Origin of the sequence: Nitriliruptor alkaliphilus DSM 45188, from assembly GCF_000969705.1 — a bacterium.
GTDB classification, from domain to species: Bacteria; Actinomycetota; Nitriliruptoria; order Nitriliruptorales; family Nitriliruptoraceae; genus Nitriliruptor; species Nitriliruptor alkaliphilus.
This window is the reverse complement of record NZ_KQ033901.1, coordinates 2,481,733-2,499,295: the sequence shown is the minus strand read 5'-3', so window position 1 is coordinate 2,499,295 and position 17,563 is coordinate 2,481,733. Positions and strand designations below refer to the sequence as shown.

The 17,563-nt window shown below is 72.5% G+C and carries 19 protein-coding genes; 7 read left to right on the top strand and 12 right to left on the bottom strand.

The features are described from left to right. Positions 1-162: 162 nt before the first annotated feature. Positions 163-1,611, top strand: a complete 1,449-nt coding sequence (locus tag NITAL_RS11665; protein ID WP_052666374.1) for a hypothetical protein — start codon at positions 163-165, stop codon at positions 1,609-1,611. A gap of 42 nt (positions 1,612-1,653) precedes the next feature. Here the strand turns inward: NITAL_RS11665 and NITAL_RS11660 are convergent, their stop codons facing one another. The 8 genes from NITAL_RS11660 to NITAL_RS11625 form a co-directional block, all read right to left on the bottom strand. Next, on the bottom strand, positions 1,654-2,442 hold the full coding sequence (locus NITAL_RS11660) for a fumarylacetoacetate hydrolase family protein (RefSeq protein WP_052666373.1): 789 nt from the start codon (positions 2,440-2,442) through the stop codon (positions 1,654-1,656). A 2-nt stretch (positions 2,443-2,444) separates the two neighbouring features. Then, positions 2,445-4,115 carry a citramalate synthase gene (gene cimA / locus NITAL_RS11655; protein ID WP_052669621.1) on the bottom strand — a complete coding sequence of 557 codons (1,671 nt, stop codon included), beginning with the start codon at positions 4,113-4,115 and terminating at the stop codon, positions 2,445-2,447. Positions 4,116-4,388: 273 nt separating this feature from the next. After that, a complete protein-coding gene (locus NITAL_RS11650; protein ID WP_052666372.1) occupies positions 4,389-4,607 on the bottom strand; it encodes a dodecin in 219 nt (72 codons plus the stop codon). Between the two features lie 58 nt (positions 4,608-4,665). Next, the gene (locus NITAL_RS11645; protein WP_052666371.1) at positions 4,666-5,883 is read right to left on the bottom strand and encodes a GNAT family N-acetyltransferase; all 1,218 of its coding nucleotides are present in this window, start codon (positions 5,881-5,883) and stop codon (positions 4,666-4,668) included. Beyond that, positions 5,880-6,887 carry an alpha/beta hydrolase gene (locus NITAL_RS11640; protein WP_052666370.1) on the bottom strand — a complete coding sequence of 336 codons (1,008 nt, stop codon included), beginning with the start codon at positions 6,885-6,887 and terminating at the stop codon, positions 5,880-5,882. The genes NITAL_RS11645 and NITAL_RS11640 overlap by 4 nt, the downstream gene beginning before the upstream one ends. A 47-nt stretch (positions 6,888-6,934) precedes the next feature. Next, the gene (locus NITAL_RS11635; protein ID WP_211262358.1) at positions 6,935-7,864 is read right to left on the bottom strand and encodes a branched-chain amino acid transaminase; all 930 of its coding nucleotides are present in this window, start codon (positions 7,862-7,864) and stop codon (positions 6,935-6,937) included. Between the two features lie 45 nt (positions 7,865-7,909). Beyond that, positions 7,910-9,130 (bottom strand): GNAT family N-acetyltransferase, encoded by a 1,221-nt coding sequence (locus NITAL_RS11630; RefSeq protein WP_052666369.1) that lies wholly within the window; start codon positions 9,128-9,130, stop codon positions 7,910-7,912. Then, a complete protein-coding gene (locus NITAL_RS11625) occupies positions 9,127-10,197 on the bottom strand; it encodes a 3-isopropylmalate dehydrogenase (protein ID WP_052666368.1) in 1,071 nt (356 codons plus the stop codon). The genes NITAL_RS11630 and NITAL_RS11625 overlap by 4 nt, the downstream gene beginning before the upstream one ends. 141 nt (positions 10,198-10,338) lie before the next feature. Between NITAL_RS11625 and NITAL_RS11620 the strand changes: the two genes are divergently transcribed. Then, on the top strand, positions 10,339-10,836 hold the full coding sequence (locus tag NITAL_RS11620; protein WP_083441480.1) for an RDD family protein: 498 nt from the start codon (positions 10,339-10,341) through the stop codon (positions 10,834-10,836). A 63-nt stretch (positions 10,837-10,899) separates the two neighbouring features. Here the strand turns inward: NITAL_RS11620 and NITAL_RS11615 are convergent, their stop codons facing one another. After that, positions 10,900-11,343: a DUF4282 domain-containing protein gene (locus NITAL_RS11615; protein WP_052666366.1), complete on the bottom strand. Its 444-nt coding sequence runs from the start codon at positions 11,341-11,343 to the stop codon at positions 10,900-10,902. Positions 11,344-11,468: 125 nt separating this feature from the next. Here NITAL_RS11615 and NITAL_RS11610 point away from each other — a divergent pair, with 125 nt between their 5' ends. Further along, positions 11,469-11,864: a hypothetical protein gene (locus NITAL_RS11610; RefSeq protein ID WP_052666365.1), complete on the top strand. Its 396-nt coding sequence runs from the start codon at positions 11,469-11,471 to the stop codon at positions 11,862-11,864. 2 nt (positions 11,865-11,866) lie between these two features. On the opposite strand, the gene NITAL_RS11605 is transcribed toward NITAL_RS11610, so the two are convergent. The 3 genes from NITAL_RS11605 to NITAL_RS11595 all read right to left on the bottom strand — a co-directional run bounded on the left by NITAL_RS11605 (position 11,867) and on the right by NITAL_RS11595 (position 13,085). Then, on the bottom strand, positions 11,867-12,463 hold the full coding sequence (locus tag NITAL_RS11605) for an HAD-IA family hydrolase (RefSeq protein WP_052666364.1): 597 nt from the start codon (positions 12,461-12,463) through the stop codon (positions 11,867-11,869). Between the two features lie 13 nt (positions 12,464-12,476). Further along, complete coding sequence (locus tag NITAL_RS11600) at positions 12,477-12,674, bottom strand: thioredoxin domain-containing protein (RefSeq protein WP_052666363.1); 198 nt, start codon at positions 12,672-12,674, stop codon at positions 12,477-12,479. A 99-nt stretch (positions 12,675-12,773) separates the two neighbouring features. Then, positions 12,774-13,085, bottom strand: coding sequence for a hypothetical protein (locus tag NITAL_RS11595; protein ID WP_052666362.1), 312 nt, complete (start codon positions 13,083-13,085; stop codon positions 12,774-12,776). A 206-nt stretch (positions 13,086-13,291) separates the two neighbouring features. On the opposite strand from NITAL_RS11595, the gene NITAL_RS11590 reads away from it, so the two are divergent. The 4 genes from NITAL_RS11590 to NITAL_RS11575 all read left to right on the top strand — a co-directional run bounded on the left by NITAL_RS11590 (position 13,292) and on the right by NITAL_RS11575 (position 17,523). Further along, on the top strand, positions 13,292-14,491 hold the full coding sequence (locus tag NITAL_RS11590; protein WP_211262357.1) for a M20 family metallopeptidase: 1,200 nt from the start codon (positions 13,292-13,294) through the stop codon (positions 14,489-14,491). Then, positions 14,488-15,864, top strand: coding sequence for a MurL-like N-terminal domain-containing (locus NITAL_RS11585; protein WP_052666361.1), 1,377 nt, complete (start codon positions 14,488-14,490; stop codon positions 15,862-15,864). The genes NITAL_RS11590 and NITAL_RS11585 overlap by 4 nt, the downstream gene beginning before the upstream one ends. Beyond that, entirely contained in the window at positions 15,861-17,186 is a 1,326-nt protein-coding gene (murD, locus tag NITAL_RS11580) for a UDP-N-acetylmuramoyl-L-alanine--D-glutamate ligase (RefSeq protein ID WP_052666360.1), read from the top strand. Before NITAL_RS11585 ends, murD begins: the two co-directional genes overlap by 4 nt. A 127-nt stretch (positions 17,187-17,313) precedes the next feature. Then, positions 17,314-17,523, top strand: coding sequence for a DUF6458 family protein (locus tag NITAL_RS11575; RefSeq protein ID WP_052666359.1), 210 nt, complete (start codon positions 17,314-17,316; stop codon positions 17,521-17,523). Positions 17,524-17,563: the final 40 nt, after the last annotated feature.

Genomic DNA, 17,563 nt, shown 5'->3' with positions numbered 1-17,563 from the left:
CGACGGACCGCCTCGCCCCTCCTCCACACTCGGCGATGGTCCCGTAGCGCGCCGCCGAAGGTCCCGACGGGACGCGCCCAAGGCCCCCAGAGGGCGCCCCGGTGAGCTGTCAAGGTCGTGCGTACACCACCCGGGTACCACCGCGACCGATGGAGCACAGCCATGATGAAGGTCCACCTCCGAGACGACGGGCTGCTGCAGCTGCCAGCCGAGGCGGTGAAGGCGTCGGCGATCGCCTTCCTCCGCATCTTCCTCGGCATGATGTGGCTGTTCGAGGTCACCGTCGGCCACAACTGGAAGATCGGCGGCTTCGGCTCCGGCGCCAACCCGACCTGGATGGGCTCCGGCGCAGGTGATGCCGTCCGCGAGGAATCCGCGAAGGCCATCACCGACGGCACCTACTCGTGGTTCGCCTGGATCTTCGAGTCGGTCATCAGCCCCAACGCCGTGGCGTTCAGCTACTTCGTGATCGGGCTGCAGGTCCTGCTCGCCGTCGCGTTCCTCGTCGGCTTCGCGGTCCGGCCGCTGGCGGTCGCCGCCATCGGCATGGACGTCAGCATCATGATGTTGGGCAACTCCCGCATCCCGCCGTTCTTCGTGGCGATGCACCTGTTCGTCCTCGTCACCGGTGCCGGCAACTACTTCGGGCTCGACGGTCTGATCATGCAGCGCACCCGCGGTGCCACCAGTGGCGCCGCTCGCGCGGTGCGTTGGCTGATCGACCTGCCCGTGTTCAAGCGGGAGTACATCCCGGCCGCCATCGCCGCCTTCAGTCTCGTCGGGGTCTTCTTCTTCCTGACGATGAGCAGCCGCGAGACGGGTCGCTTCACCTTCGTGGCCATGGAGTTCGTGGTCCTGTCGGCCCTGATCGTCCTCGGCCTGTACGCCACCAACCGCTACGGCGACACCACGGCCGCGCTGCTCGCGGTCCTGCGCATCTTCGTCGGCTTCCGGTTCCTCCACGAGATCTGGGCTCGGGTCGACCCCGGTATCAACGCGCTGCCGGGGTTCGCGAGCGCCGAGGCCCAGACCGAGGTGTTCACCACCATCGCGGCCAACCACTGGGCGGTCGTCGGCAGCCTCGTCGACACCCTGATCCTGCCCGCCATGGGCTTCTGGGTCGTGGTGTTCGCCGCGGTGCAGCTGGCCGTGGGTGTCGCGCTGATCGTCGGCTACCGCACCCGCCTGTTCGGCCTCGTCGGTCTCGGCTACCTCGCCGTGATGATCGCGCTCGGCATGACCCGACTGGCCCCGTTCGTGTTCGGTCTGCTCGTGGTCGTCGTGGCACTCGCAGGTGGACGCCTCCTCAGCCTCGACAGCCTGCGTGGGTCCGCAGGACAGGAGCAGTTCGGTCTGCCCGTCCCGGCCAAGGCCGTCCCGGTCCTGCTGGTCCTGGCGGCGATCAACACGGTCGCGGCGGCGGCGACGGCGTTCAACCTCGGTATCACCCCTGACGGGTACACCGACTCGATGACCGCCATGGTCACCGCGTTCGTGGCGATGCTGAGCGGCCTGTTGGCCTTCGTCGGGTGGCTGCAGCAGCACCCGGACCTGGACCACAGCGGCGAGCTGGTGCACGTCCCGATGAAGGGAGAGGCCGAGCTGGTCTGACCGCCCGTACCGAACCGAGGGCCCCCGCCGTGGCGGGGGCCCTCAACTGACCGGCATCGCGTCCACGGCCCGGTCCACCACGGGGTTCTCGAGCACACCGACGCCCTCGACCTCGACCCGGACCTTCTGCCCGGCCACGATCGGGCCGACGCCGGCGGGCGTCCCCGTCAGGATCACGTCGCTCGGCAGCAAGGTGGTCACCTGGCTGATCTCGCTGACCAGCTCGGCCACGTTCCACACCAGGTCGGCCGTGCTGCCGTCCTGACGGACCTCGCCGTCGACCGAACAGCGGATCCGCAGGTCACCCGGGTCGAGGTCGGTGGCGATCGCCGGCCCGAGCGGGCAGAAGGTGTCGAAGCCCTTCCCGCGGAACCACTGGTCCTCGCGGCGCTGCAGGTCCCGCGCCGTCACGTCGTTGGCCGCCGTGTAACCGAGGATGCCCGCCAGCGCCTGCTCGGGGGCGACCCGCTGCAGGAGCGCCCCGATGACGACGGCCAGCTCGGCCTCGTGGTGCACCTCGGAGGACAGGTCCACGGGCAGCCGGATGGGGTCGCCCGGGCCGATGACCGACGACGAGGGCTTGAGGAAGAACAGCGGCTCGTCGGGGACCTCGCCGCCGAGCTCCGCCGCGTGGTCGCGGTAGTTCCTGCCCACGCACACGATCTTCGACGGGATCACCGGTGCCAGCAGGACCAGGCCCTGGACCGGCACCCGCTCACCGGTCGGGCTGTGTGCCGCGAACGGGTGCGGCGAGATGACGGCGACCTCGGTCTGCTCCAGCACGCCGTAGCGGGGGCCCTCGTCGGTCGCGAAGCGGACGTAGCGCGGCACGTTCAGTCCCTCTCGGATCGTGGCTGCGACCCCGGCTGGCCGTAGCCGAGGATCGCGTGGGTGTAAGCGTCCGACAGCGCGAGCCAGGACGCCTCGACGACGTTGGCGTGGACCCCGACCGTGTCCCACTTGGTGGTCCCGTCGGTGGCGGTCACCAGCACGCGCGTGACCGCATCCGTCCCGATCCCATCACGGTCACCGGTGGCCGAGACCGCCTCGAGGATGCGGACCTTGTAGTCGGCGAGGTGCACCCGGTCGAGGTCGGGCCACGTGCCGTTGACGGCGTTGCGGAAGGCGTGGTCGAGGGCGTCCACGGGCCCGTTGCCCTCGCCGGCGCCGAGGCGCCGGACACCGGCGACCTCGACGGCCAGGATGGCCTCGGCAGGCCCCTCCCCGTTGGTCGCCTCGGCCGCGCCGCCACCCACGTTGACCCGGTAGTGCAGCGACCGGAACGGTTCGTCCTCGTCGGCGAGCAGCCCGGCGACGCGCCGCAGCAGCAGCCCGAACGACGCGTCGGCGGCCTCGTAGGTCCACCCGAGCGACTCGCGCCGCTTGACCTCGGCCAGGACCGCCTTCGCCTGGTCGGCGGTGACGTCGACGCCGAGCTCCTTGGCCTTCAGCACGATGTTGCTGCGGCCGGCGAGCTCGCTGACCACCAGCCGCTGCCGGTTACCGACGTCGTCGGGCTCGATGTGCTGGTACATGTCGGGCGCCTTGGCCAGCGCGGAGGCGTGCAGCCCCGCCTTGTGGCTGAAGGCGGTGTGCCCGACGTAGGGCGCCACGTCCGGGGTGGCCTGGTTGCACAGCTCGGCGACGGTGTGGCTGATCTCGGTCAGGCGCTCGAGCTGCTCGGGAGCGATCAGGGGCAGGCCGCGCTTGAGCTGGAGGTCGGCCACGATCGTGAACAGGTTGGCGTTGCCGCACCGCTCCCCCAGCCCGTTGGCGGTGCCCTGCACGTGGACGGCGCCGGCCTCGACCCCGAGCATCGAGTTCGCGACCGCGCAACCACCGTCGTCGTGGAAGTGCAGCCCGACGTCGCACGGCAGGTCGTGGACCAACCCGCGGACGATCTCGAGGACGTCCCACGGCATCGCCCCGCCGTTGGTGTCGCACAGGACCACGCACTCGGCACCCGCCTCGGCGGCGACCCTGACCACGTCCCGCGCGTACGCACCGTCCCGGGCGAGGCCGTCGAAGAAGTGCTCGGCGTCGAAGAAGACCCGCTTGCCGAGCCCTCGCAGGTAGGTGATCGAGTCGCGGACCATCGCGAGGTTCTCGTCCCGCGGCACACCGAGCGCCTCGTCGACGTGGTAGCCCCAGGACTTGCCGACGAGGCAGATCACGTCGGTCCGCGCCTCGACGAGGCCCTGCAGCAGCACGTCGTCCTCCGCGGCCCGGTTCGGACCACGGGTCATCCCGAACGCCACGAGGGTCGCGGCGAGGTCCAGCTCTCCCTCGGCGGCGCGGCGGAAGAACTCGGTGTCCTTCGGGTTGGCCCCGGGCCAGCCGCCCTCGATGTAGGCGACGCCGAGCTCATCCATGCGGCGCGCCACACGGAGCTTGTCGTCGACCGAGAGGGTCACGCCCTCACGCTGGGTCCCGTCGCGCAGGGTGGTGTCGTACAGGTCGAGTCGCGCGGCGAGATCCCGCGGCGGCAGTGGGCTGTGCCCCATCGGTGGCCCTTCCTCGTCGGCCGACGGCCGGTCGTGGTGGGCCGGGTACGGGAACGGACCGGGCACGTGCGAGCCGGGCCGCTCCCGCAGCCCGGCGCACCGGCTACGGGAGCGGTCGGATGATGATCGGCGTGCGCGACGGCACCGGGACACGCGCGATGCACCGGCCGGAGGGGCCGGTGGTGCGTGCGTCGGTGCCGGTCACGGATCGCTCCTGGATGGTCCTGCTGTGCACGACGGTAGCGAGGCCCCAGGCAGGCTGTCGAGCCCGCTTCAGCCGGCGGGTTCGTCCTCGAGGCGGAAGCCGACGTCGATGGTGACCTGGAAGTGCTGCGCCTCGCCGTCCTTGATCCACCCCCGGATCTCCTTGACCTCGAACCAGTCGAGGTTGCGGACGGACTCGCTGGCCTTGCGGATCGCGCCACGGATGGCGTCGTCGACGCCGTCGCGGGACGAACCAACGAGTTCGATCTTCTTGTACACGTGGGACACGGGTGTCTCTCCTGGTCGGTGCCGCGCACCGTAGGCGTCCCCCCGGCGGCCGCGGTCCTCAGAAGATCCAGGGCGTCCAGGGCGCGTGCGACACGGCGGTCATCCGATCGAGCCGTGCGACCGCACCGGGCGTGGTCTCCTCGAGGCGTCGCGCGGCGCGCAGGCGGCTCGGCGACGTACCTCCGAGCCAGCACGCCGCCAGGCTCTCGATCGACAGGGCGACGTCCGCAGGGGCGTCGGTACGCGTGCAGGCACCACCTTCGGGGCTGACGTCCCACCGGTAGGTCCCGGACTGGTCGCGATCGGCGTCGTGGACCGCGAGCACCAGCCCGTCGGTCACGGCCGAGGTGCGACTCGCCAGGCACCGCGGCACGTCGAGGATGCGTGCGTAGAGGGGCTCACCCTCGCTCGCGCGGAGCCGGAGCCGATCCTCGACCATCCACGGCAGCGCGTCGTCCGGCGGACGCAGCCGGCTGACCACCCGCGTCGCGAGGTCCACGTCGAACACGTGCTGCCACAGGGCCTGCTCGGCCTCGGGGTCGGTCGCCACGAACTCGAGCACCACGACGTCGCCACCGGGCAGCGCCCCGTCGCCGTCCTCCTTGATGCGGTAGACCGCGTAGCCGCGGCCGGGGACGTGGACGCGTCGCTTCCGCGAGGCACCACCGCGGCTGCCAGGGGTGTCGCTCCGCAGGGACACCTCCCACTGCGCGGGCAGCCGCCCGACCCCGCCACCACGGACCGCCCGCACGACCTCGTAGATCGCCGCCGCCTCCGCGGGGGCAGCCTCCACGTCCAGGTCGACCACGAGCCTCGGGTCGACGCGGTCCAGGAACCGGGTCCTGGTCGCATCGGCGTGGTAGAGGACGCTCGGCGCGACGATCCCGAACCCGAACCTCGGGTAGATGGCCGACTCGGAGGCGTAGAGCGCCGCGACCGGTTCCTCGTGTGCGACGGCGTCGTCCAAGCCGGCCGTCATCATGCGCCGCAGGAGGCCACGGCGGCGGTAGGTCTGGGACACCCCGACGACCGTCACACCGGCGCAGGGCAGGGTGGCGCCGCCGGGGACCGAGAGGTCGACCGGGAGCGTGCCGTAGTTGGCGACGATGCGATCGCGGTCGGTGACCGCGAGGCGACGACACCCGGCCATGACGCGCACCCACGGCGCCAGGTCCTCGTCCGCCTCGTCCTCGTGGAAGTGACGTGAGACGGCCCGCATGAAGGCGAGCAGCTCGTCCTCGTCGTCCCCCACGGGGTGGAGCGACAGGTCGCTCACGCGGCCTCCTGCCGGGTGTCGGCCGTCGTCTGACGGCGGATGAAGGCGCCGACCTCCCGCAGGCTCGACCGGGACTCGGGCAGCGGGAAGGCCTGGAACACGTGCCACAGCCCGTCGAAGATCCCGAGCGACGCGTCGACGCCGGCCTCGCGGGCGCGTTCCACCAACCGGACGGCGTCGTCGCGCAGGATCTCGTCGCTGCCGACGTGGACCAGCACGGGCGGCAGGCCCACCAGGTCGCCGTACAGCGGCGACACCATCGGGTCCTCCAGGTCGGTCGTGCCTGCGTACGCGCGTGCCGCGGGCACCAGCAGATCGGTCGACAGCCACGGGTCGATCCCGTCGAGTTCGCGCACGGAACCGCCGGTGCCGGCGAGGTCGGTCCACGGCGACAGGCCGACGTAACAGGCTGGGAGCGGGAGCCCGGCGTCCCGGGCGGCGAAGAGCAGCCCGAGCCCGAGCCCGCCCCCGGCCGAATCACCCGTGACCGCGATCCGGGCGGCCGGGTACGCCCGTTCCTCGACGAGCCAGCGGTACACCGCCAGCGCGTCGTCGAGCGCAGCCGGGTGCACGTCCTCGGGCGCCAGGCGGTAGTCGGGGAGGAGCACCTGCGCGTGGGCCGTTCGGGACAGGGCCGCCGCGAGCCCGCGGTGCGTGCGTGGCGAACCCATCACGTAGGCCCCGCCGTGCAGGTGGAGCACCACCCGCTCCGCCGTGTCACAGCCGAGGTCGCTGACCTGGTCGTCGCCGACCGGGGGCAGCGCTCGGCCGTCGGCGACCCAGAGCCCCGCGACGGGGCACTCGTCGGCCTCACGGAACCGCACGGTTCGTCCGGTGGGCAGGCGCGCCGAGAGCGTCTCGAGCTGCGCCCGCATGCCGAGGGCGTACTCGCGCAGCTCCTCCTCCGGCGCGTCGCCGAGCGGCACACCGCCGGCGGTTCGCCGCACCGCCTGCAGCGCGGCGACGAACCCGGCGCGGACGAGGCGGGTGCGGAGGGTCGGCACGAAGGCTCCGTTCGTGGTGCAGGGCGGTGGCGCGGACGTCGACCCGGTCAGCGTGGGACCGGTGTCAACCAGTCGCGGTAGCGCTCGACGCGGCCTCGGACCGCGTCGTTGAACGTCGACTGGATGGCCTCGGTGATGGGGCCGCGGGGTCCGATGGTCCGCCCCTCGACCTCCCGGACCGGGGTGATCTCCGCCGCCGTGCCGGTCAGCAGGATCTCGTCGGCGAGGAACAGGTCGGTGCGGACCAGCGGCCGCTCCACCACCGGGTGGCCGAGGTCCTCGGCGATGGTCATCACCGCCTGGCGGGTGATGCCGTCGAGGGGACCGTTCCACAGTGGCGGGGTCGAGATCACGCCGTCGTGGACGACGAAGAGGTTCTCCCCGGTGCCCTCGGCGATGAAGCCGTCCTCGGACAGCATGATGGCCTCGTCGTAGCCGGCGCGGATGGCCTCGACCTTGGCGAGCGAGCTGTTGAGGTACTGCCCGTTGGCCTTGCCGGCCGGCGGGATGGTGTTCTTGCCGATGCGGCGGTAGCTGGAGATCATCACCCGAACGCCGTCGAGCTGCGCCTGCTCGCCGAGGTAGGCGCCCCACTCCCAGGTGGCGATGGCGACCTTCGGTTCGGAGGGCAGCGGGTTCAGGCCGATCTCGCCGTAGCCGAGGTAGATGGTCGGCCGGACGTAACAGCCCTGCTCGTGGCCGTTGCGCACGATCAGGTCGAGCGTGGCGTCGCACAGGTCGTCGACCGAGAACGGCACCTCGTCGAGCGGGGGGTAGATCCGGGCGCTGCGCAGCAGCCGCGCCAGGTGGGTGCGCAGCTGGAACACCGCGGACCCCTCGTCGGTCGGGTAGGCGCGGATGCCCTCGAACACGCCGTAGCCGTAGTGGAGCGTCGGCGTCAGGACGTGCACGGTCGCGTCGTCCCACGCGACCACCTCGCCGTCCATCCAGATGTGGTCGCTCTTCGGGAACGGCACTGCTCACCTCTCGTGGGTCGCGGATGGCGCCCAGCCTGCCACGGACTAGAACATGCCGCCGTGCCAGGGGGCCACATCGGCCGCCATCAGCCGATCGAGCCGGGCCGGGGCCGACCGGTCCGGGGCCGTGACCTGCCCTGCGGCAGCGAACGTCGTCGTGCGCTGTCCACCGAGGAACACCGCGCCGAGGGTCGCGATGTCGAGCTCCAGGTCGGCCGGACCGTCGGTGGGCTCGCAGGTCGCGACCCCGCCCTCGACCACCAGGCGCCAGGTGCCCTGGTTCGCGGGGCGGAAGGCGTCGTGCACGCCGAGCACCAGCGTGTCGTCGACGCGGTAGCCCCTCGACGTCAGCGCGCGAGGGAGGTCCACCAACCGCAGCTGGAGCGGCCAGTCGTGACCGGCGTGCAGGCGCGCCGGGTCGGTCACCGAGACCAGGAGCGGATCGTCGACGGGTCGCCGACCGGCCCGGGTCCGGACGCTGAGATCGGTGTCGATCACGAAGCGCCACAGGGCCGCGTTGGCCACGCCATCGAGCGTGACGAGGTCGAGGACCTCGACCGTCCCGTCGGGCACCCCCGCACCCCAGCCAGCCCGCAGCCGGTAGGTCGCGTACCCGCGGCCCGGCAAGAGCGCGTACCGCTTCTCTCCCGCACCCTCACGTCGGTCGTCGGGGTCGTCCAACTCGCGCCGCCACCAACCGTCGGAACGTCCCATCGTGCCCGGTCGCGTCCGGCGAGCCGCCTCGTAGAGCGCCGGGAAGGCGCTGCCGGCGTCGGCGCGGTCGACGAGGACCACGTCCTCCACCGGCCCCTCCGTGCGGAAGCGGACGGCGCGCTCGATCTCGAGGTTCAGCGTCGGCGCAGCCGGACCGAACCCGAAGCGTCCGTAGATGGGTGCTTCGCTGGCCCAGAGCGCCGCGAGCGGCTCGCCACGCTCCGAGGCATCGTCGAGCAGCGACCCCATCATCCGGGTCAGCAGGCCCCGGCGTCGCTGATCGGCCCGGACGCTGACCAGGGTGATGCCGGCACACGGCGCCGACGAGGCGAACGGGAGCGACATCTCGAAGCTGAACGCCCCCGAGGTGGCCACGACCTGCCCGCTGACGCTGGCCGCCACGAGCCGATCCAGCTCGATCCACGCGCGGAGGCGGTCGACCCGCTCCGGGGTCCCGATCTGCCCGAAGGTCAGGTCGAAGGCACGCATGAAGTCCGGCAGGGACCCGTCGTCCACGCCGTGCAGCCGTGGTACCGCGGGCCCGGCGGTCACCGCTCGACCAGCTCGGCGAGCCGGTCACCGACGTCAGCGGTCGTCGACCGGGACCCGTCCGGCCGCTGCGCACCGTGCGTGGTCAGCTCGGCCGCGACGGCACGGTCGACCCGGGCGGCAGCACTCTCCTCGCCGAGGAAGGACAGCATCTGACCGAGGCTGATGACCGCGGCGAGCGGATCGGCCTTGCCCGTCCCCACGATGTCGGGCGCCGAGCCGTGCACCGGCTCGAACATCGAGGGAGCGCGGCGGGTCGGGTCGAGGTTGCCGGACGCGGCGAGGCCCAGACCACCCTGCACGGCGGCACCGAGGTCGGTGATGATGTCGCCGAAGAGGTTCTCGGTCACCACCACGTCGAACCGCTCGGGCGTCGTGACGAAGTAGAGGCACGCTGCGTCGACGTGCACGTAGTCGCGCTCGACCTGCGGGAAATCGGCCTCGCCGACCTCGGTGAAGGTGCGCATCCACAGGTCACCGGCGTAGGTCAGCACGTTGGTCTTGTGGCACAGGGTCAGCTTGCCGTCGCGGGACGCGGCGAGCTCGAAGGCGTACCGCAGGACCCGTTCGACCCCGAAGCGGGTGTTGACCGACTCCTGGGTGGCGACCTCGGCCGGCGTCCCGCGGTAGAGGGTCCCACCCGCGCCGGCGTAGACCGACTCGGTGTTCTCGCGCACGACGACGAAGTCGCACCGCTCGGGCGTCAGGCCCGCGACCGGTGAGGTGACGCCCGGGTAGAGCTTGACCGGGCGGTGGTTGACGTACTGGTCGAACGCGAACCGCAGCTTGAGCAGCAGGCCGCGCTCGATCACCCCGGGCGGGACGTCGGGGGTGCCGACCGCGCCGAGGTAGATCGCGTCGAAGCTGCGCAACTCCTCGAGGGTGTCGTCGCTCAGCACCTCGCCGGTGTCGAGGTAGCGCCGGCCGCCGAGGTCGTAGCTGACCCGCTCGGTGGTGAACCCTTCCAGCTGCTCGAGCCGGTCGAGGACCTTCAGGCCCTCGTCGACCACCTCGGGACCGATGCCGTCGCCGCCGAGGATGGCCAGCTTGTGGGTGCGGGACGCCGCCAAGGGGAGCTCCAGAGGTCCGTGGACCGGGCAGCCTAGGACGGCGGAGGAATCCGAGCACGAGCCGCGAGGGGCGCCTAGCGTTCACCCCGACATCGCGGCACGGAGGACCGTGGTCGCGCGAACCGAGGGTGGAGGGGCAACATGAGCGACGTACCTGGGATGGACGAAGGACCTGGATCGGCACCGATGGGCCAGCCGGTCGGTGGGCCTCAGACCGCGACCGCGGGCCTCGGCGCGCGCTTCGGCGCGCGGGTGCTCGACGTCTTGATCGTCGGCATCCCGTCCGCGATCGTCCTCGGGATCGCCGGGCTCGGCGCTGGCGGGTTCGGCCTGCGCGGGTGGATCGGCGGGGCGATCTTCTCGATCCTGTGGTTCGGCTACTACGTCTACTTCGAGTCCACGACCGGCGCGACGCTCGGCAAGAAGCTGCTCAACATCCGCGTGGTCGCCGCCGACGGGAACCCGCCGAGCACCGAAGCCGCCGCCAAGCGCAACATCTGGATGCTGTTCGGCCTCGTGCCGATCCTCGGTGGCCTGGCCCAGCTCGTGGCGGTCATCGTCATCGCGGTGACCATCTCGTCCGATCAGTACAACCGCGGCAAGCACGACGAGTTCGCCGGCACCGGTGTCATGGCCTGACCGGAGCCCGGTGGGCGGGCCAGCTCGGCTGCCCCGCCCACCTGCTCCGCGGGTCGCCGTCGGTCAGTAGCTCGGCGGGCCGGTCGGCGCAGGACCGCCGGGGGCACCCGGAGCGCCGGGACCACCACCGGCGGGCGGTGACATCGGCCCAGGCGGCGGGGCCGTCCCCCCACCGGAGCCAGGGCCGGGGCCACCGGCCTGCTCGTCGGCGATGCTCGCCACGTTCTGCCCGATCCGGAACAGCACCGACAGCAGCTCGGTGGTCACCCGCAGGTAGAGCAGTGCGAACAGGCCGATGATCGGCGCGCCGACGAGCGCGAGGACGGCGAAGAACCCACCCTGGCCGATCCCCGTGAAGAGGAAGCCGAGGGTGTAGAGCACCACGACCACGAAGCCGATGATGTACAGGATGCGGATCAGCTTCGGGGTCGCGTAGCGCGTGAAACCGAAGTCGACGAGCGAACTGAAGACGTCGCCCTCGAACGTGTCGCTGGTTGGCGCGGACATGAGCGTTCCCCCTGGGTGCTCGAACGGTGGTGGACGCGGCGGACCATAACGAAGCGGACTCGTCCGACGTGGCTACCGTCGCCGGTGACCCCTGCCCGCCTCCCGCGTCGCTCCGAGGAGCGCCCGTGACCACGCCGCTGGACCGCCGGGCGCTGCGTCGGGCGCTGCTCGAGGCTGAACCGTGGCTCGGCGCGACCGACCACGGGCCACAGGCGGTCGACGCCGGCATCTGCGACCGGTGCGGCCACCTGCCGCGGCTGCTGCCGACCTGCGGGCCCGACGGGCTCCCGGGGATCTGCCGCCCGTGCGCGCGCGAGCTCGGCACCCTCGCGTGGTGCGACGGGCACCTCGCCGACGCCGAGGTTGCCCTCCGCTGGGCCGACGGGCTGCCCGACCACTGGGACCTGGCCGTCACCCTGTGGTGGGTGGCGACCGGCGAGGTCCGCCTCGACTCGCTGGTCGACCTACGCGCGGACGAGCGCCTCCCCATCGGTGTGCGACGTGCCCTCGGGGCCGGCTGAGGTCAGGCGGCGCGCTCGAGAGGGACCCCGAGGTCGACGAGCCACGCGCGCAGGCTGGCCGCGTCCTCGAACCGGTGGCTGGTGAGCCCCACCTCCTCGGCCGCCGCCACGTTGACCTCGCGGTCGTCGACGAAGGCCGCCTCGTCGGCGGCGGCGCCGATGCGGTCGAGCAGCCGCGCGAAGAACGCCGGGTCGGGCTTGCGGACGCCGAGGTGGTGCGAGGCCAGCACGCGCTCGAACCGCCCGGTGAGGTGTTCGCTGGCGAGCTCCTCGATCCACACCGGGTAGTTGGACGCGGTCACGCGCTCCACCAGCCCACCGAGATCGTCGAGCAGCTCGGGCATGCCGTCGACCCACCGGGTGCCGGCTCGACGGGCGGCGTGGAAGGCGTCACGGTCGTAGGTGAGACCAGCAGCGTCCCAGCCGGCCCAGTAGGCCGCCTCGTCGACGTCGCCGCGCTCGAAGGCCGGCCACAGGTCCTCGCCGCGCCGAGCGAACAACTCACGCAGCGGCAGCGGGGTGCACGCGCGGAGCGCCTCGCGGAACGGGTCGACGAGCACGGTGTCCATGACGTCGAACAGCACGACACGCACCCTCACACGCAGCTCCTGGTCAGCCGAAGGTCGCCTCGATGCGCTCACCGAGCGCACCGTCGAAGAGCCCACCGTAGATGGGCACGGGCTCCCCCTCGACCGGCACGAAGAACCACGCGGGCTGGACCCGGACGCCGAACCGCGCCCAGATGTCGCCGTCGTCGTCGACCACCTGGGTCATGCCCTCGAGGCCGTGGCGGGCCACGAAGGCCCGCATCTCCTCGTCGGTGTCCTTCGCCGGGACACCGACGAACGTGACGTCCGGGTAGCTGGTCAGCGCCTCCGCGACCGCGGGGGCCTCACGGTTGCACGACGGTCACCACGGCGTCCAGAACCAGACCACCACGTCACCGGTCACCACCGACCCGTCGAAGGTCCCCCCGTCGAGCTGTCGGCCGCTGAACGCGAGCAGCTGGTTCGGAGCGGGGCTCGCCGCCCCGTCCTCAGGACCGTCGACCGGTGGCGGCGACGGTGTGGCCGCGTCGGTGGCCGCCGGCGGTGACGGTGTGGCCGCGTCGGTGGCCGCCGGCGGTGACGGCGAGGTGTCGCCGTCGGTGCCCGGCGACGACGAGCACGCGACGACCAGGACCCCTGCTGCGGCCGCCACCAGCCAGCGCGGTGCTCGCACGTCGGACTCCGGTCGGTGGCGACGGTTCGTCGCCGACGACCAGAAGGTTGCCCCAGACCGGCGTCGCGGTCCACCCGGCGGTGATCTCGCGCCACGGCGGGCACGCGCGGACGGGCCGGCAGCCGTCCAGTGCGGCGGCGCCTGCCGCGCGGAGCGGCGAGTACCGTGGGGCTCCCCGACGCCGCTCTCCCCAGGGAAGGCCGCCCGTGCCGGACGTCCGTGCCCAGCTGGCCGCTTCGACCGACGCTCGCCGCGAGGTGCTCGTCGGCCTCTCGCACGCCGTCCACGGCGACGCCGAGCTGCGCTTCGAGGAGCACACCTCGTCGCAGCGGGTCGCCGCCGTGCTCGACGCCGGTGGGTTCACCGTCGACCACGGCGTGGCGGGGCTCGAGACCGCGTTCACGGCCCGGATCGGGACCGGGGACCTGCACGTCGGCATCTGTGCGGAGTACGACGCGCTGCCCAGCATCGGCCACGCCTGCGGGCACAACATCATCGCGGCCGCCGCGGCAGGTGCCGGTCTCGCGCTCGCGGAGGTGGTCGACGACCTCGGGCTGACCGTCACCGTCTTCGGCACACCTGCCGAGGAGGGGGGCGGCGGCAAGATCATCATGCTCGACGCGGGCCTCTTCGAGGACGTGCACGCCGCCATGATGGTCCACCCGGCGCCCTACGAGTCGGTCTCGATGCCGTGCCTGGCGGTCCGCCACCTCGACGTGGCCTACACCGGCCGGTCGGCGCACGCGTCCGCCTACCCCCAGATGGGCATCAACGCGGCGGATGCGCTGACGGTCGCCCAGGTCGGGATCGGCCTGCTGCGCCAGCACATCGCCGCGACCGACCGCATCCACGGGATCGTCACCCACGGTGGGGACGCCCCCAACATCGTCCCGCACCAGACCGCGGGACGCTGGTACGTGCGTGCCGCGGACCTCGAGGCGCTGGCCGAGCTCGAGCCGCGGGTCGCCGCCTGCTTCGAGGCCGGCGCCCTCGCCACCGGCGCGAGCCTCCAGCTGCACAGCGAGCACGACCCGTACTCCGAGATGCGTGCCGACGCCGAGCTCGGCGGGATCTACCGCATCGCCGCCGAGGACATCGGACGCAGCTTCCCCCCCGAGGACGAGGACACCCAGCTCGCCGGCTCGACCGACATGGCCAACGTCTCCCTCCGCGTCCCCACCATCCACCCGATGATCGCCATCGACGCCGGTGGTGCTGTCAACCACCAGCCCGAGTTCACCGCCGCCTGCGTCAACGCGTCGGCCGACGCTGCGGTCCGCGACGGCGCCCTGGCGATGGCGACCACCGCCGCGTGGGCGGCCAGCGACACCGCGACCCGCCACCGTCTGCAGGCCGAGGCCGCCGCCCGGCCGAGCACCCGTTGGAACCGCGAGGCCGACGCGTGACGCGTGATCTCGACCAGGTCCGCGACGAGGTCTACCGCCGACTCGGAGGGACCGCCGACCGTCCCGCCTTCCGGGTGGTCGGGTGGGAGGCCGACGGCGAGGAGGTGGCGCTCCGCTACGCGATCGACGGTCTGGCCACCTTCACCGAACGTCTCACCTTCGTCGGCATGGACGTCGGTGCGGCGGCGGACGACTCGGTCGCGGTCCGCGGTGCACTGCAGCTGACGCTGCTGACCGCCGCGACCAGCTACCTCAAGGTCTGCCTGCCCCGGGACGTCCACCTCGGCCCGGCCCCCGACGACGCCGTGACCATGGTCGAGGCGCTCCTGACCGACGGGCTGGCCGAGCTCGCCTTCGACCACGACCTCGACCTGCGCGGCGGCTTCGACGTCCACCACGACCCGGTCCCCGCCATCGATCGCTCGGGTCCGCCGCCCGCCGGTGTCCTGGTGCCGGTCGGTGGTGGCAAGGACTCGGCCGTGACGGCCACCATCGCGGCTGCGCACGACCCCGACGCGCTCACCATCGCGGTCAACCCTCGGCGGTCGATGCGGACCACGGCGGAGGCCGTGGGACTGCCGCTCGTCGAGGTCCGTCGCCGGCTCGACCCCCGCGTGTTCGAACTGAACGACGCGGGTGCGATCAACGGGCACGTCCCGATCACCGCGATCGTGGCGTCGATCTGCGCCGTCGCCGCCGCGGTCCTCGGTCGCGGGACGGTCCTGCTGTCAAACGAACGGTCGGCCGACGAACCGACCCGCCGGCTCGCCGACCGGGACGTCAACCACCAGTTCTCCAAGTCGTCGACCTTCGAAGGGCTGCACGTCGCCGCCGCCGCCGCGCTCACCGGCGGCGCGGTGTCGGCGTGGTCGTTCCTGCGGCCGGCCTCCGAGCTGCTGATCGCCCGGGCGTTCGCCCGCCACCCCCACCTCCTCGATGCGGTCAACAGCTGCAACCGCGCGTACGCCCTCCAGGCCGAACGGGTCGAGTGGTGTGGCGACTGCCCCAAGTGCCGCTTCGTGCAGCTGACCCTCGCGCCGTTCGTGCCGCGCGAGGACCTCGTGGGTCGGCTGGGCTTCGACGCGCTCGACGACCCGTCCCAGCTGGCCGGGGTCCGGGCCTTGATCGATCCGGACGCCAAACCCTTCGAGTGCGTCGGCACGATCGAGGAGGCCCAGCTGGCGCTCGACCTGTTGGCGGACCAGCCGGCGTGGGCCGAGGCGCTCGCCGTGCGTGAGCTCGGCCGCTCGGGCGCGAAGGCCGCCGAACGGTTGGCGGCCCTGATCGCCTCGGCCGACGCCTCCGCTCTCCCGGAGCCGCAACGCACCTGGTTCGAGGAGGACGTGGTCGGACGCTCCGAGGCACTGCGTTGACGTCGACCTGCCTCATCGTCGGTCTCGGCCGCGAGACCCGCGACTGGCTCGAGGCCGGGCACAGTGGCAGCAGCGACGTGCTGATCGTCGACGAACGGGCCGCGGACCCCGCTGATCCGGCGGTCGCCGGCACCGTCGACCGGGTCGCCGGTCGGGTGACGGTCCGCGGCGGCGTCGACCTCGACGCACCGCTCGACGGCGTGGACGCAGGCGACCTCGTCACCGTGGTGCGCTCCCCCGGCGTCAGCCCCTACCGGCGGGCGTTGGCGGACCTGGTCGCGGCGGGCGTGCCGACGTGCACGCCCACCGGCTGGTGGCTCGCGCGCGACCGCCGCCCCGCGCTGGTGGCGATCACGGGGACCAAGGGCAAGTCGACGACCGCGGCGATGACCGCCCACGTCCTGCGGGCGGTCGGGGACGACGTCGTCCTCTGCGGCAACATCGGCCGGACCCCCTTCACGGGGGTGGCCGACGACCGGCAGACGGTCGTCATCGAGCTGTCCAGCTACCAGCTCGCCGACCTCGACGCCGCGATCCCGATCGCCGGGCTGACCACGCTGCTGCGCGACCACGTGCCGTGGCACGGTTCGGTCGAGCGCTACCACCGCGACAAGCTCCGGCTGCTCGACCTCGCCGAGCGCCGCCTGGCGACACGTGAGGCGGCGGCGCACCCGCTCGTGGCCCCGCGCATCGACGCGGTCGCCTCGGTGGCGGCGCAGCGCGACCGGTTGGCCGCGGCGGTCCACGCTGCGGGCCTCCTCGGCGAGCACCTCGTCGACGATGCGGCCCTCGCGGTGGGGCTGGCGGATGCGGTGCTGGCCGCCACCGGCCGCAGCGCCGAGCCGGGCGACCTGCTCGATGCGCTGGGCGACTTCGCACCGCTGCCCCACCGGCTCACCCCCGTCGCGGAGGTCGCGGGGGTCCGCTACGTCGACGACTCGATCTCGACCGTCCCCGAGGCGGCGCTCGCGGCCCTCGCCGCCTACCGCGACACCGGTCCGGTCACGCTGCTGCTCGGCGGTGACGATCGCGGCCAGGAGCTCGACGACCTCGCCGCCGCGGTCGTCGCGGCGGATGCGCTGCCGATCGTGTCGGGTGCCCTCGCGGACCGCCTGACCGACGCGTTGCTCCGTGCTGGCGGATCACCCGTCGCGGCGACCGACCTGCCCGATGCGGTGCGGACCGCGGCCGAGCGCACACCGGCCGGCGGCACCGTGCTGCTCTCCCCCGCCGCCCCGTCGTTCGGCACCCACCGGGACTTCGTCCACCGCGGCGAGCACTTCGTCGCGCTCGTCGAAGCGCTGCGCAACGGCCCCGGCTGAACGGCCACCGCCGGGACGAAGGTCGCTAGTGGACCGTTGACACCGACCACGCGGGGACGAACGCTTACTGCACGTTCCCGCACCGTCCACGCTCGTGCTACCGCGCACCTCGCGAGGAGACACTCGGATGACCATCGGTGGCAGCATCGGCCTCATCGTTGTCGGCGCGATCCTGGCGTTCGCCGTGACCTACGACATCGCGGGGATCGACATCAACGTCATCGGCTTCATCCTGATGCTCGGTGGCCTGATCGGACTGCTCGTCGGGCTCATCATGGCGCAGCGCGCCCGAACGACGCGGACCACGCGGGTGGTCGACGACCGCGACGTCTACTGAGGACGACCGGACGACGGCTCTGACTAGGGTTCGCGTCACC